General features: G+C 63.1%; 12 protein-coding genes and 1 riboswitch. Of the genes, 7 read left to right on the top strand and 5 right to left on the bottom strand.

Going from position 1 to position 14,562, the window contains the following annotated elements; genetic code table 11:
* Nucleotides 1-4 precede the first annotated feature (4 nt).
* Entirely contained in the window at nucleotides 5-1,423 is a 1,419-nt protein-coding gene (locus tag ACFQ6H_RS08150; protein WP_378645260.1) for an amidase, read from the bottom strand.
* Between the two features lie 329 nt (nucleotides 1,424-1,752).
* Here ACFQ6H_RS08150 and kdpF point away from each other — a divergent pair, with 329 nt between their 5' ends.
* Genes kdpF through ACFQ6H_RS08180 form a run of 6 tightly spaced genes read left to right on the top strand, consistent with a single transcriptional unit; the run spans nucleotide 1,753 to nucleotide 9,520 of the window.
* Nucleotides 1,753-1,851, top strand: a complete 99-nt coding sequence (gene kdpF / locus ACFQ6H_RS08155) for a K(+)-transporting ATPase subunit F (RefSeq protein ID WP_007731078.1) — start codon at nucleotides 1,753-1,755, stop codon at nucleotides 1,849-1,851.
* Nucleotides 1,851-3,536, top strand: coding sequence for a potassium-transporting ATPase subunit KdpA (gene kdpA, locus ACFQ6H_RS08160; RefSeq protein WP_283304186.1), 1,686 nt, complete (start codon nucleotides 1,851-1,853; stop codon nucleotides 3,534-3,536). The genes kdpF and kdpA overlap by 1 nt, the downstream gene beginning before the upstream one ends.
* Nucleotides 3,533-5,638: a potassium-transporting ATPase subunit KdpB gene (gene kdpB / locus ACFQ6H_RS08165; RefSeq protein WP_378645263.1), complete on the top strand. Its 2,106-nt coding sequence runs from the start codon at nucleotides 3,533-3,535 to the stop codon at nucleotides 5,636-5,638. The genes kdpA and kdpB overlap by 4 nt, the downstream gene beginning before the upstream one ends.
* Before the next feature lie 6 nt (nucleotides 5,639-5,644).
* Nucleotides 5,645-6,295, top strand: a complete 651-nt coding sequence (locus ACFQ6H_RS08170; RefSeq protein ID WP_378645266.1) for a potassium-transporting ATPase subunit C — start codon at nucleotides 5,645-5,647, stop codon at nucleotides 6,293-6,295.
* A gap of 7 nt (nucleotides 6,296-6,302) precedes the next feature.
* Nucleotides 6,303-8,843 carry a DUF4118 domain-containing protein gene (locus ACFQ6H_RS08175; protein ID WP_378645268.1) on the top strand — a complete coding sequence of 847 codons (2,541 nt, stop codon included), beginning with the start codon at nucleotides 6,303-6,305 and terminating at the stop codon, nucleotides 8,841-8,843.
* On the top strand, nucleotides 8,840-9,520 hold the full coding sequence (locus ACFQ6H_RS08180; protein ID WP_378645271.1) for a response regulator: 681 nt from the start codon (nucleotides 8,840-8,842) through the stop codon (nucleotides 9,518-9,520). The genes ACFQ6H_RS08175 and ACFQ6H_RS08180 overlap by 4 nt, the downstream gene beginning before the upstream one ends.
* Before the next feature lie 9 nt (nucleotides 9,521-9,529).
* Here the strand turns inward: ACFQ6H_RS08180 and ACFQ6H_RS08185 are convergent, their stop codons facing one another.
* Complete coding sequence (locus ACFQ6H_RS08185; RefSeq protein WP_378645274.1) at nucleotides 9,530-10,510, bottom strand: zinc-binding alcohol dehydrogenase family protein; 981 nt, start codon at nucleotides 10,508-10,510, stop codon at nucleotides 9,530-9,532.
* On the bottom strand, nucleotides 10,507-10,968 hold the full coding sequence (locus ACFQ6H_RS08190) for a MarR family winged helix-turn-helix transcriptional regulator (RefSeq protein ID WP_378645277.1): 462 nt from the start codon (nucleotides 10,966-10,968) through the stop codon (nucleotides 10,507-10,509). The genes ACFQ6H_RS08185 and ACFQ6H_RS08190 overlap by 4 nt, the downstream gene beginning before the upstream one ends.
* A 121-nt stretch (nucleotides 10,969-11,089) precedes the next feature.
* Between ACFQ6H_RS08190 and dinB the strand changes: the two genes are divergently transcribed.
* On the top strand, nucleotides 11,090-12,373 hold the full coding sequence (gene dinB / locus ACFQ6H_RS08195; protein ID WP_378645279.1) for a DNA polymerase IV: 1,284 nt from the start codon (nucleotides 11,090-11,092) through the stop codon (nucleotides 12,371-12,373).
* Here dinB and ACFQ6H_RS08200 read toward each other — a convergent pair.
* Both ACFQ6H_RS08200 and ACFQ6H_RS08205 read right to left on the bottom strand, forming a co-directional pair.
* Nucleotides 12,370-13,650, bottom strand: a complete 1,281-nt coding sequence (locus tag ACFQ6H_RS08200; RefSeq protein WP_378645282.1) for an LLM class flavin-dependent oxidoreductase — start codon at nucleotides 13,648-13,650, stop codon at nucleotides 12,370-12,372. The two genes, dinB and ACFQ6H_RS08200, sit on opposite strands and share 4 nt — an antisense overlap.
* On the bottom strand, nucleotides 13,650-14,441 hold the full coding sequence (locus tag ACFQ6H_RS08205; RefSeq protein WP_378447905.1) for a 3-oxoacyl-ACP reductase: 792 nt from the start codon (nucleotides 14,439-14,441) through the stop codon (nucleotides 13,650-13,652). Before ACFQ6H_RS08205 ends, ACFQ6H_RS08200 begins: the two co-directional genes overlap by 1 nt.
* Nucleotides 14,432-14,525: riboswitch (TPP riboswitch) on the bottom strand. Its footprint overlaps the gene before it by 10 nt.
* Between the last annotated feature and the right edge of the window lie 37 nt (nucleotides 14,526-14,562).

Here is a 14,562-nt window from a genome sequence, read left to right on the forward strand (position 1 = left end):
CGATTCACCACCACGGCTCGGGGCGGACCTGATCCCAACGCAGGACCGATTCCAATTGTGAAGCGAGCGAGACCAACAGCGGTTCGGTGTTCTCGCTGCCCATCAACTGCGCACCGATGGGTAGGCCGGCCTTGCTGAATCCGGCCGGCACGTTGACCGAGGGCCAGCCGAGGACGTTCCACGGCCACGCGTACGGGCAGGCGCCGGTCATGACCTTGTCGGTGTCCCAACCGCCGATGCCGTCGATGGCGGTCGCCATGATCGGTGGAGTTGCCGTCGTTGGCGCCAGGACGACGTCGTAGGTGTCGAAGATCGCTCCGATCCGCTTTCGCATCCGAGGCTCGGCTGCACGGGCTGCGCGCAGAGGTGCGCCGCGAAGTAGCTTGCCGTTCTGGGCATTTCCGCGTGTTCGGGCATCGACCAGTGTCGGATCGGGAACGCGTCCGAGCCAGTCGTGAACCCCGACGAGGGAGCGGGGCAGAAAGTTCAGGCCGAAGATCAGGCCGTATGCCGGATCGTCGACGACGACGTGATGTCCGAGTTCCCGCAGCGTATCGGCGATCGAATGCACCGCCAGGCGCACTTCTGGATCCAGCTTCACTGGAGTGGCGGTAAACGGATTGCGGAGGGAAAGAGCGATTTTCAGCTTTCCGGGGTCGCGCCCTACCGCGTCGCTGACCGTCACCGGTGTCGGCTTGTGGAGATCGCCATCGTGGTTGCCCGCAGCGACGTCGAGTAGCAGTGCGGCGTCGGCGACGGTGCGGGCGAGCGGGCCGTTGACCGTGAGGCCGTAGAAAGCTTCGGCGTCGGGCCAGGTGGAGATGCGCCCGCGCTGCGGCTTGATTCCGACGAGGTTGGTCCAGGCCGCGGGTATCCGGATGGAACCGGCACCGTCGGAACCGATTCCGGCGCTGACCAATCCGGCCGCGACGGCCGCGGCGGTGCCGCCCGACGATCCTCCAGGGGTGTGGTGACGCGACCACGGATTGCGTGTGTAACCGAAGGCGGAGCCGCTCGTGAGCGGCCACTGGCCCAGTTCAGGGCTGTTGGTCTTGCCTACGATCACTGCGCCGGCGTCTCGGAGGCGTCGAATCATCTCCGAGTCTTCGGTCTTGGCCGGGAAATCGCCAGGGCAACCGAAGGCGGTGGGTTCGCCGGTGATGTCGACATCGTCCTTCACTGCGATCGGCACACCGAGTAGCGGTAGGCGCTCACCGAGCGCGAGACGTCTGTCGGCCTCGGCAGCTTCCTCGAGAGCCTTCTCTCGCCGCACGATCTTGAACCCATTGAGATGAGGCTGAGTTGCGTCGATCCGGGCCAGCGCTGCCTCGGTCGCCGCGACGGACGAGGTGACGCCCGAAGCCAGACTCGCAACCTGGTCGACGAGACCGGGGGCGAGATCGTGGTCGGTTCGAGAAGTCATCGGTTTCCCTTCGCACAAACTGTTCGTTCGAACGAACAGTAACTTGTTTCAGTATTAGGCACGTTCGGTTCCGCGTCAAGATCGCGTCAAGACGCCAGGTCGGTGCGTAAGTGGATCGTCAGAGACGCGGAATCCGTCCTAACCGAGGTCGAAGCTGAGAGAGCGCACCCGGTCGAGGCGACCGAGCGTCATGGCTGCGATGCACAGCAGCACGGCAAAAGATTTCGAAGAGGGAAGCTCATGGCCGATCTGGCCTACGTTGCTCTGATTCTCGGCGGTTTTCTCGTGTGCGCGCTCGTGCTGCGCGCCCTACAGGCGAGCGCTCCCAAATGACGGTTGCCGGCGTGGTCAGCGTGGTTCTGATCGCCGTCGCCGCGGCATTGGTCATCTATCTGCTTGTTGCACTCGTAGATCCTGAGAGGTTCTGATGTCGCCCGCTCTTGCAGCCGGCCTGCAGATCGCTTTTGTCCTCGTCGTTCTTGCCATCGCCTACGTTCCGGTGGGCGACTACATGGCGCGTGTCTACTCGTCGACGCGAGATCTGCGCGTCGAGAGTGTGATCTACCGCGTCGGCCGGATCGACTCTCGCGCCGAGCAGACATGGTACGGCTACGCCGCGAGCGTTCTCGGATTCTCGCTGGCGAGCGCCTTGTTCTTGTACTTCCTCCAACGGATCCAGGGTGTACTGCCGCTGAACGACGGACTGTCAGGCGTCAGCCCCGCCGTTGCCTTCAACACCGCGATTTCCTTTGTGGCGAACACGAACTGGCAGTCGTACACGCCGGAAACCACGATGAGCAACTTCGTTCAGCCCGTCGGTCTGGCGGTGCAGAACTTCGTCTCGGCTGCAGTGGGCATGGCAGTGGCAATCGCGTTGGTGCGTGGCTTCATCCGTGTGGCCAGGGGCGGTGAGATCGGCAACTTCTGGGTCGATCTGACGCGTGGTTCTCTACGCATCCTCCTGCCCTTCTCCTTCGTGATCGCCCTGATCCTGTTGAGCCAGGGAGTGATCCAGTCCTTCCACAGCGGTTTCGCCTCCACCGGCCTCGACGGCAATGCGGTGACCAATGCACTTGCTCCCGTCGCGTCCCAGGAAGCGATCAAGGAACTCGGCACCAACGGTGGCGGGATCTTGGCTGCCAACTCGGCGCACCCGTTCGAGAATCCCACCCCGGTGAGCAATATCGTCGAGATCCTGGCGATACTGCTGATCCCGGTTTGCCTCACCCGGACATTCGGAACCCTGGTCGGTGACCGACGGCAAGGCCTCACCCTGCTGGCAGTGATGGGAATCCTGTGGAGCGGACTGCTCGCGGTGACGCTGGCGGCCGAATCCGGTGCCCGCGGTGTCGCTGCCACTGCGGCCGGTTCGATGATGGAAGGCAAGGAAGTTCGCTTCGGAATCCCCGGATCGGCATTGTTCGCGGTGGCGACAACGGGAACGTCGACGGGTGCGGTGAACTCGGCCCACGACAGCATGTCGCCCCTCGGCGGCGGAGCGGTCCTGCTCAACATGTTGCTCGGCGAAATCGCCCCGGGCGGAGTAGGAACCGGCCTCTACGGGATTCTTGTGCTGGCACTGATCGCAGTGTTCGTCGGCGGATTGTTGGTCGGTCGCACCCCCGAATACCTCGGCAAGAAGTTGGGTCGACGCGAGATCACCCTTGCGGCGCTGTCGATCCTGGTCATGCCCGCGCTGGTCTTGATCGGTACCGCCATCACCGTGATCCTCGGTTCGACCACCGGTTATCAAGGCAATGGGGGAGATCCGGGCACGCCGGGATCGATTCACGGGTTCAGCGAGGTGCTTTACGCCTTCGCTTCCGCCTCGAACAACAACGGCAGCGCGTTCGGCGGTCTGACGGTCACCAGCGACTGGTTCCAATCGTCTCTCGGAATCTGCATGCTTCTGGGCCGGTTCCTGCCGATCATCTTCGTTCTCGCTTTGGCCGGTGCGCTGGCCTCGCAGAAGAAGGTGGCGCCGACGGCCGGCACCCTCCCGACATCCGGACCGATGTTCACCGGTTTGTTGACCGGCACCGTCGTTCTTGTTGCTGCACTTACATTCTTCCCGGCCCTCGCGCTGGGCCCGCTAGCGGAGGCTCTTCAATGACCGTGCGTATCAGTGAGAAACCCGTGGTGGCGCAAGACGCTGCCGACAAGGTTGATCCAGGGCAGTCCCGTCAAGTACACGCAGGTGTTTTCAACCCGCGGCAGATGATCACCGCGTTGCCGGGGGCCGTGCGCAAACTCGACCCACGCCACCTCGCCCGCAACCCGGTCATGTTCGTGGTGTTCGTCGGTTCCGTCATCACCACCGTCATGGCGATCGCCGATCCCTCGGTGTTCTCCTGGGTGATCACCCTGTGGCTCTGGTTCACGGTGATCTTCGCGAACCTCGCCGAATCCGTGGCCGAAGGGCGAGGCAAGGCGCAGGCGGCGAGCCTGCGAAAGGTGAAGCAGGACACCACAGCACATCGGATCACGATGAGCGGTGCGATCGAATCGGTGTCGGGCACCGAACTGGTGGTCGGCGATCGGGTGATAGTGGTTGCCGGTGAGGTCATCCCCGGCGACGGCGACGTGGTCGAAGGTATTGCGTCCGTAGACGAATCGGCGATCACCGGTGAATCCGCGCCGGTAGTCCGTGAATCCGGTGGCGACCGCTGCGCTGTCACCGGTGGTACGACGGTTCTCTCCGATCGCATCGTCGTGGAAATCACCGCGGCACCGGGTAGTTCGTTCGTGGACCGGATGATCGCGCTCGTCGAGGGTGCCTCGCGACAGAAGACACCCAACGAGATTGCGCTCAACATCCTGCTTGCGTCGTTGACTGTCATCTTCCTCCTCGCCGTCGTAGCCATCGGCCCGATGGGCTTGTACGCAGGGCACGAACAGGATCCGATCAAGCTGATCGCACTTCTCGTCTGCCTGATCCCGACGACCATCGGCGCGCTGCTCTCGGCGATCGGTATCGCAGGGATGGACCGCCTCGTCCAGCGCAACGTTCTCGCGATGTCGGGGCGCGCGGTGGAAGCTGCGGGCGACATCGACACCCTGTTGATGGACAAGACCGGAACCATCACCTTCGGTAACCGCCGGGCCACCGCGCTCCATCCGGCGCCAGGTGTATCCGCCGACGATCTGGCTGCGGCGGCACGCTTGTCGAGCCTGGCCGACGGAACTCCCGAGGGACGGAGCATCGTCGAGTTGTGCGCAGCGGAGTTCGGTCTCGCTGCCGAGCCGACGCTGGACGAGGAACGCGCAGAGTTCGTTCCGTTCACGGCACAAACACGGATGAGCGGACTCGACCACTCCGGACGCCAAATCCGAAAAGGCGCAGCAGATGCGGTGATGAACTGGGTCGTCAGCGGCGGTGGACACGCAGAGACCGCGGTGACCGACACCGTGAACGACATCGCCCAAGCCGGCGGTACACCTTTGGTTGTAGCCGTCAAGCACAGCGAAAGCACCTCGATACTCGGCGTCATCGCATTGTCGGATGTCGTCAAGCCGGGAATGGCCGACAGGTTCGGCGAACTCCGGGCAATGGGTATTCGCACGATCATGATCACCGGCGACAATCCGTTGACCGCAAAGGCGATTGCCGACCAGGCCGGCGTCGACGACTTCATGGCGGAGGCCACGCCGGAAGACAAACTGGCCCTGATCCGGAAGGAACAGGAAGGCGGGCGCCTCGTCGCGATGACCGGTGACGGGACCAATGACGCTCCCGCCCTTGCCCAGGCGGACGTCGGCGTCGCGATGAACACGGGAACCTCGGCAGCCAAAGAGGCCGGAAACATGGTCGATCTCGATTCCGACCCCACCAAGCTGATCGAGGTAGTCGAGATCGGCAAGCAACTGCTGATCACCCGCGGCGCGTTGACCACCTTCTCGTTGGCGAACGATCTCGCGAAGTATTTCGCAATCCTGCCTGCCTTGTTCAGCGGCATCTACCCGCAACTGGACGCGTTGAACATCATGCGGCTCGCCACCCCCGAATCGGCGATCGTCTCGGCCGTGATTTTCAACGCCCTGGTAATCATCGGGTTGATTCCGTTGGCACTCAAAGGTGTTCGATACCGACCGTCGACGGCGTCGCAGTTGCTCGGACGCAACCTGCTCGTCTACGGGCTCGGCGGCGTGATCACACCGTTCGTCGGTATCTGGCTGATCGATCTCGTCGTACGTTTTATTCCTGGAATTGGGTGACCTGACATGCGTTTCACTATCGGTTTTGCCAAACAGGTGTGGGCGGGCCTTCTCGTATTGCTCGCGCTCACCGTCGTTCTCGGTGTGATCTACCCCGCCGCGGTCTGGGGTGTCAGTCGGATCAGCTCCGGATCTGCCGAAGGCTCACCGGTCACCGATGCCGCCGGTTGCGTGGTCGGCAGCGCCTGGGTGGGTGTAGATCCGCAGGTTGCCGAAGGGCAACAGGACCCGTTCTTCCACAACCGTGTTGTCGGATCGGTATCGGACGAGGATCCGTTTGCCACCGGTGATCCCGCTGCGGCATTGCCGTCCAATCAGGGGCCGAGCAGCGAGATTCTGGCCGGATTCGTCATCGAACGTCGGGCAGCCATCGCGGCACGCGAGGGCGTCGACCCGGCATCGGTTCCCGTCGACGCGGTCACCGGTTCGGGATCGGGTATCGATCCCCACATCAGTCCGGCGTACGCCGAATTACAGGTCGAAAGAGTGGCGGCGAACAACGGCATCTCGGAAGAGAAGGTGCGGGATCTGGTGGCCGAGCACACCGACGGCAGACAACTCGGATTTCTCGGGGTCGAGCGAGTCAACGTCCTCGAATTGAATCTGGCACTCGGATTGACGGCACCTACGTGTGCTACGCCGACGACTGGTGGATGATTGTCACGTGAGTTCTTCGGAGAAGGTCGGTCAATCTTTCGGTAGGGCACGCAAACGTGGTGAATTGCGTATCTACCTCGGCGCTGCTCCCGGCGTCGGAAAGACCTTCGCGATGCTCGGTGAAGCTCATCGGCGTCGAGATCGGGGCTGTGACGTGGTCGCGGCCGTCGTGGAGACACACGGCCGCGCCCGCACTGCGGCGCAGATCGGGGACCTCGAGATCGTGCCGCCCAAGCTGGTGGACTATCGCGGAACTCGGATGCCGGAACTGGACGTCGAGGCCGTGTTGGCTCGGCGTCCAGCCCTGGTCCTGGTGGACGAGTTGGCGCACACCAACACCCCGGGAAGCAAGAATCACAAGCGCTGGCAGGACGTACAGGAACTGCTCGAAGCCGGGATCGACGTCCTGTCCACGGTCAACGTCCAGCACCTCGAAAGCCTCAACGACGTTGTCGCACACATCACCGGCGTTGTGCAGCAGGAGACGGTTCCGGATGCGATAGTACGGAGTGCGGCGCAGGTCGAGTTGGTGGACATCACCCCGGAAGCGCTGCGTCGCAGACTTTCTCACGGAAATGTGTATTCACCGGAACGTGTCGATGCGGCCCTGGGCAATTACTTCAGACGCGGAAACCTCACGGCGCTACGCGAACTGGCTCTGCTGTGGGTGGCCGATCAGGTGGACGCCGCACTGGCGAAATACCGGGCCGAGAACAAGATCACCGATACCTGGGAAGCGCGCGAGCGTGTCGTCGTTGCCGTGACCGGGGGACCGGAGTCGGAAACCCTGGTACGACGCGCATCTCGAATCGCGTCGAAGTCGAGCGCCGAGCTGATGGTGGTCCACGTCGTACGCGGTGACGGACTCACCGGAGTCTCGGCCCCCGAGATGGGCAAGGTGCGCGCGTTGGCTGTCGGAGTCGGCGCCACGCTTCACACCGTTGTCGGTGACGACGTACCGTCGACGCTCCTCGAGTTCGCGCGTGAGGAGAACGCCACACAGTTGGTGCTGGGAACGTCGCGGCGTTCCCGCCTGGCTCGCATTCTCGACGAGGGGATCGGCGCTGCGGTGGTTCAGCAGTCCGGTGGTATCGACGTTCACATGGTCACGCACGAGGAAGCGACGACGCGACGACGCATTTCGGTGTTGGGGCGCTCGGAGCGTCGTGTCCTGTCGTGGATTGCGGCGATCGTCGTGCCTTCGCTCGCGGCCGCGATCATGGGGCTCGTCGACCGAATCTCCGGGGTCAACGGCGAGAACGCATTGTTCTTCGTCGTAGTCGTGCTGGTTGCGCTCCTCGGCGGCGTCGGCCCGGCGATATTGTCGGCACTGATTTCGGGTCTGCTGCTCAATTACTTCTTCACCGATCCTCGGTACAGCTTCACTATTGCCGAGCCGGACAACTTCATCACCACCGTCGTGCTGTTGATCGTGGCTGTGGCAGTTGCAGTTCTGGTCGACGCCGCAGCAAAACGCGCCCGCGAGGCGAAGCGCGCATCCGAGGAAGCCGAACTGCTCACACTGTTCGCGGGATCAGTTCTCCGCGGAGCGGATCTGTCGACACTGCTGGCGAAGGCACTCGAAATCTATCGCCAGCGAGGGGTTTCCGTCATTCATCACGACGACGGAGTCATCGCCGCCGTGGGTACGCAGCCGCCGACCACGGACGACGAAGCGGATACGGTCTGTGAGGTCAACGACGGGGAATACGCGCTGTTGTTGGCTGGGCCCGACCTGAGTGCGCGGGATCGACGAGTGCTGACGGTGGTGGCTCACCAAGCAGTTGGGATGATCCGCCAGGAGAAACTGACAGTCGAGGCGAGCAAGGCTGCCGCGCTCACCGAGGCTGATCAACTGCGGCGAGCCCTGCTGTCAGCGGTAAGCCATGACCTGCGAACGCCTCTCGCCGGAGTGAAGGCGGCGGTGTCGAGTCTGCGCAGCGACGACATCGAGTTCTCGCCCGAAGACACCGCTGAATTGTTGGCAACCATTGAGGAGTCGGCGGATCAGTTGACGGCACTGGTCGGGAACTTGCTCGACTCGTCCCGTCTTGCCGCCGGGGTGGTGAAACCCACGCTCCGGCCGGTGTATCTGGACGAGGTGGTTCACCGTGCATTGCTGGGTCTGGGCATCGGTGGACGCTCCGATTCGCGGGCTCGAAGCGTAGTCGTCGACGTGGGTACCGTTGCAGTGCAAGCAGATCAAGGGCTGCTCGAGCGGGTGATCGCGAACATCGTCGACAACGCTCTGCGCTACGGGGGAGAAACCCCGGTGCGAGTCGGGGCAGCGCAACTCGGTGATCGTGTGGTGATCAGTGTTGCCGACACCGGCCCGGGTGTTCCGCGTGGTGAGGCCGAAACGATGTTCCAACCGTTCCAACGGATGGGAGATCGTGACAACACCGGCGGAGTGGGGCTCGGGCTTTCCGTGGTGCGCGGATTCGTCGACGCAATGGGCGGAACGGTCAGCGCCACAGACACACCCGGTGGGGGATTGACGATGATCGTGGAATTTGCTGCGGCCGGTACGAATGGAAATGGATTATGAGTCGAATCCTGGTAGTGGACGACGAACCGCAGATTCTGCGGGCCCTGCGTATCAATCTGTCGGTGCGCGGGTACGAGGTGGTGACGGCGTCGACCGGCGCGGGCGCACTGCGGGCTGCTGCCGAGCGTCCACCGGACGTCGTGGTTCTCGATCTCGGACTGCCGGACATGGACGGCACCGAAGTGCTTGCCGGCCTGCGCGGCTGGTGCACGGCGCCGGTCATCGTGCTCTCGGCGCGCACCGACTCCGCGGACAAGGTGGAGGCGCTCGACGCCGGTGCTGACGACTACGTCACCAAACCCTTCGGGATGGACGAGTTTCTGGCCCGCGTGCGCGCAGCGGCGAGACGGGGAACCTCCGCGGCGGACACTTCGGAACCGTCGGTCGAGACAGCGTCCTTCACGGTGGACTTGGCTGCCAAAACGGTGAGTCGGGGCGGCGAACAGGTGCACTTGACACCGACCGAGTGGGGCATGCTCGAGATGCTTGTGCGCAACCGCGGAAAGCTGGTCGGGCAGAAGGAATTGCTTCGGGAGGTGTGGGGACCGGCGTATGACACCGAAACCCACTATCTGCGTGTCTACCTTGCTCAGCTTCGTCGCAAACTCGAAGACGACCCGGCCAACCCCAAACATCTGATCACCGAGGCGGGGATGGGTTATCGATTCGTGGTGTGAGAAGCCAGGTCAGAGCACAACTACTAATTTGCCACGTGCCGTACCGGCTTCCATCTTGGCATGTGCTCGCGCGATGTCCTCGAACGCGAACACCTCGTCGATCGGTACCACCGCCTCGCCTGACGCCACAGCGGAGAGGAAGTCTTGCAGTACGTCTGCAGTCAGGTCGGACGCGTCCCCACCGTACGAGGTCAATCGCACTCCGCGTGGAATGTAGTCGATCGGATAAAAGTCTTTGACTGTCCACTCGTTGGACAGCATGCCCGTGAAACACACGGTGCCGTGAACGCGGGTCGCGCGCAACGTGTCGGGAAGTGTTGGTGTTCCGACCAATTCGAGGGCCAGATCAACACCGCCCGGAAGGATGTCTCGAACCTGGCCGGCTACAGCACCGTGGTCGACGATAACGTGGTCAACCCCGATCGCGGTCAACGACGATGCTTTGCTCGCATCTCGGGTCGTCGCAAGGACAGTGAGTCCCCACTGCTTCGCCAGGACTGCGGTTGCCATGCCGACTGAGGAGGTTCCTCCCCGGATCAACAGGGATTGACCGGATTTCGCGTCCAGTCCTACCGTTAGCGAGCCGTAGGACGTCTGCAGCATCTCGGGAACAGCTCCCACTGTCGACCAGTCCAGTTCGCTCGAGAAGGGAACGACCTGACTGAGGGGAACGCGCGTGTACTCGGCGTATCCGCCGTCGAACGTCCTCCCCATCCCGCCCATCATGGCGGCGACCTGCTGTCCTTCGGCCAACTCCCCGCCGGGGCAGTTCACCACTTCACCGACGGCCTCGATGCCAGGCACCCGCGGGAATGTCACGCCGTCGGCGAGGCCGAGTCGGGTGTGGAGTTCGGATCGATTGAGACCGAAGGCCTTCACCCGGATCAGCACCCACCCGGTGACCGGCACCGGTATCGGAATCTCCTTGATCGTCAATGCTTCTGGCGGACCGGGGGCGTCGAGCACGATTGCCCGCATTGTGGCAGTCATGATTTCTCCTTCGTGGCGGGTGTCAGTCGACGGTTGACCTCGCGGAGCGTGGCCAGTGTGGCGCCGAACCGGTCGAGAGCCTCGGGTGTCAGGGCGGAACCGAGACGGCGTTCCAGTTCGTCGTCGAACGTGGCCTTCGCCCGCCCCAACAGTGCATTGCCCTCGGGGGTCAACTCGATGAGTGAGGATCGTTTGTCGGCGGGATTGGATTGTCGACGGCAGTGGCCCGAGGACTCGATCCGATCCACCAACTTGCTGGTGCCGCCGACGGTGATCGCGAGTGCTTCGGCGATGTCGAAGACCCGGCAGGAACCGAGTCTGCCGATGATCTGCATCGGCTCGAATCGGCTCAGCGGCAGGTCGTGCTCGGTTCGGAGTTTCTGGTCGATGGCCGTCCACAATTCGGTTTCGAAGCGGACGAGGTTGTCGAAGTGGCTGCTCAGGTCCGACCTCGTCATAACCAGACGCCGAATCGATATGCATTCCGTGGAATCATTTTTTCACCGTACGCCTGATTCACTATAAATTCCATGGAATCTATTTGCGGGCTTCCGCTTTGTCGGTAGGGCATGGGAACATATGTTCGTGTCGCACGAACCGTTCGAGCAAGAAACGCCAGGTGATCACCCTGGCGCTACTCGTTCTGACGGCAGTCGGCCTCCGGTAGATGCAACGATCCTGCACGCGGACCTCGATTCGTTCTACGCATCAGTCGAGCAACGCGACGACCCGACTCTGGCAGGTAGGCCTGTCATCGTCGGCGGTGGAGTGGTCCTGGCGGCAAGCTACGAGGCCAAGGCCTTCGGGGTTCGAACTGCGATGAGCGGTGGTCAGGCCCGTTCCCTGTGTCCCCAGGCGATAGTCGTTCCTCCACGAATGTCCGCGTACTCGCAAGCGAGCAAAGACGTGTTCGACGTCTTTCATGACACGTCGCCGCTGGTCGAGGGAATTTCGATCGACGAAGCGTTCCTCGAGGTCGGGGGATTGGCCCGGATCGTCGGCACGCCATTGCAGATCGGTGCGAACCTCAGGCGTGACGTCGCCGAGCAGGTCGGACTACCGATCACGGTCGGCATCGCGCGCACCAAGTTCCTGGCCAAGGTCGCGAGCGCGTTCGCGAAACCCGACGGATTGCTGCGGGTGCCACCAGAGGGCGAAACCGAATTCCTGCATCCGTTGCCCGTCGAGAAGCTGTGGGGCGTCGGCAAGATCACCGCCCAGAAGCTGCGAAACTTCGACATCGTGACGGTGGGCGACATTGCTCGGCACGACGAATCCTCGATAGTGTCGATTCTCGGGGGCGGCGCCGGCCGGCATCTCTACGCGCTCTCGCACAACCGAGATCCGCGCCCGGTCCGGGCCTATCGCGGTCGCAGTTCGATGGGCGCGCAGCATGCGCTCGGTCGCGGATCCCATCCCCGCACAGAACTCGATGCGTCGTTGATGTCCCTGGTCGACCGTGTCAGTCGACGCATGCGCTCGGCGCAGCGGACGGGGCGCACGGTCACGCTCCGACTCCGCTTCGCCGATTTCACGCGGGCTACTCGATCTCACACGCTGCGCCGGTCCACGGCCGACACAGCGGAACTGCTGAACGCCTCGATGGTGCTGCTGGACGAAGCGATACCGCTGATCGCGGACAAGGGCATCACGTTGATCGGTGTCGCAGTCTCCAACCTGGATCGGGACGGCGCCGAACAACTCGAATTGCCCTTTGACGGTCCAGGATTCGCGGGTCCGGACACTGCCGCCCTCGACTCGGCAATGGACAGTGTCCGGAAGAAGTTCGGCTCCGCGGCCCTCACGAGGGGAGTCCTTCTGGGGCGCGACCCGGATCTGTCGGTGCCGTTGCTTCCGGACTAGGTGAGATTTTCTCGCAGAGTTGCTCCGTCGTACTCGCGACGGAACAACCCACGAGCCTGCAATGCCGGAATCACGTGATCGACAAAATCTTCCAGACCGTGGGGATAGGTCGGTGGCATCAGATTGAAGCCGTCGGCGCCGCGGCCGTGCAACCAGGCTTCCATTTCGTCGGCGATGGATTCGGGTGTTCCGATCATTGTTGCGTGTCCACCACCGGCAGCCAGTGTTCCCAGGAGCTCACGCACTGTCGGTGAATCCTTCTCGACGATCCGCAGAATCGTTGCGTAGCGTCCCTGCGGCCCGGTGAATGCCTCGAGCGGAGGTAGTGGGGGGACGGGACCGTCGAGATCCCAGTCTTCGCAGTTCTGTCCGGTGAACAATGACAGTTGGCGTATCGACTGTTCAGTGGGCAGAAGGCGGTCCAATTCGGCCTTCTTCGCCCGCGCTTCGGCGACCGTGCTGCCGACGTAGGTGACCAGGCCCGGCATGACCGCTACAGCGGCGGAATCCCTGCCGGCGCGTTCGATTCTCGATTTCACGTCCGCGTAGTACTTCTGCGCGCTGGGGAGGTCGTAGGCAACCGAATAGATTGCTTCGGCGCGCCGCGCCGCCAGATCGCGACCCTGCTCGGACGCCCCGGCCTGGAACAACACCGGCCTACCCTGCGGGGATCGCGGAACCGTCAACGGGCCGTCCACCCGAAAATGCTTGCCGTCGTGATTGATTCGAGAAATCTTGCCGGCGTCGGCGAAACGCCCGCCGCGGTCGAGGATCAGGGAGTCTTCCGACCATGAATCCCACAGTGCGAGGGCTACTTCGACAAATTCGTCGGCTCGTTCATATCTGGACGCGTGGTCCGGCATCGCCTCCAGTCCGTGGTTGCGCGCTTCCTGGTCGAACATCGAGGTCACGACGTTCCAGCCGGCCCGGCCGCCGCTGATGTGGTCGAGTGATGCCAACAGTCGCGCCGCGTGAAACGGCGTGTAGAAAGTCGTGGAAATGGTGGTGACCAGACCGATGTTCGTTGTCGCTCGCGCCATGGCAGTCAATGCGGTGATCGGCTCGAGAAACCACGACGCACCCGACTCGGGTTCGCGAACACTGTGACCGTCAGCGAAGAAGACGGCGTCCAGCTTGCCGCGTTCGGCGATCTGGGCGAGCGACTCGTAATACGTGATGTCGCCGAGCCTTTCGACCGGTGAGTCGCGGTGACGCCACGCTGCACTGTGATGTCCGCACCCGAGAAGAAACGCACCTATCCGTAGCTGTGTTCCCATCAGTTCTTGACGAGTCCGCCGTCGACAACCAGGTTCTGGCCGGTCACGGCCCGCGACCAGGGCGAGGCGAAGAACAGTGCGGCGTCGGCGAATTCGTCCGGTGTCGTGACCCGGCGCAGGGGAGTACTTGCCGCGATCATGTCGAATACTGCTTCCGGCGTCGCGGCACTCGCGTCCGTGGTGCGGAGCAAGCCGCCGGAGACCATGTTGACGGTGATCCCGTCCGGACCGAGGTCCGCGGACAATGTCCTCGTCAGTGCCAACAGTGCGGCTTTGGCGGCGGTGTAGTCGTGGTACGGAACTACCGGATTCTGGACCAGATTGGTTCCGACAGTGATGATTCGGCCGAACCCGAGTTCTCGCATGCCGGGGAGTGCTGCCTGGGTGGTGTTGAGTGTCCCGGCGACAGCTCCGCGTAGTTGGGAGTCGAAGTCGGCCCAGGTGATCGTGTCCGCGTTCGGCCGGGCGTCACCGTTGAACGAGAAGTCGACGAGTGCATTGTCGACCACGGTCGAGATCGGTGCGTCGAATCGCTCGAGTGCAGCGGCGAACAACTGATCGACGGAGCTGCGGTCCGTCACGTCCGCCTGGACTGCGAAGGTGCGATCCTCGCCCAGTTCGGCGACCAGGGCCTCGGCGGCATCACGGCTCTTGTTGTAGTTCACGATCACCCGGGCGCCTGAGCGGGAGAATGCTCGGCTCAGTGCGGCTCCGAGCCCGCGGGCGCCACCGGTGATCAGGACGATCTGTTCGCTGAGTTCGAGAGCGCGCTGAAATTGCTGTTCGGTCATGTCGACATCCCTCCGCCAGTGCTAACTGGTCAGGTTCATCGGGTCTGATCTCAGCCGACTTTTTCGGCACCCCGTGTCGCCGTCCATCAGACCACGAGAGGTGAACCCACCTGAACGCCGG

This window comes from Rhodococcus sp. NPDC056506, assembly GCF_042794945.1.
Classification (GTDB): Bacteria; Actinomycetota; Actinomycetes; order Mycobacteriales; family Mycobacteriaceae; genus Rhodococcus_F.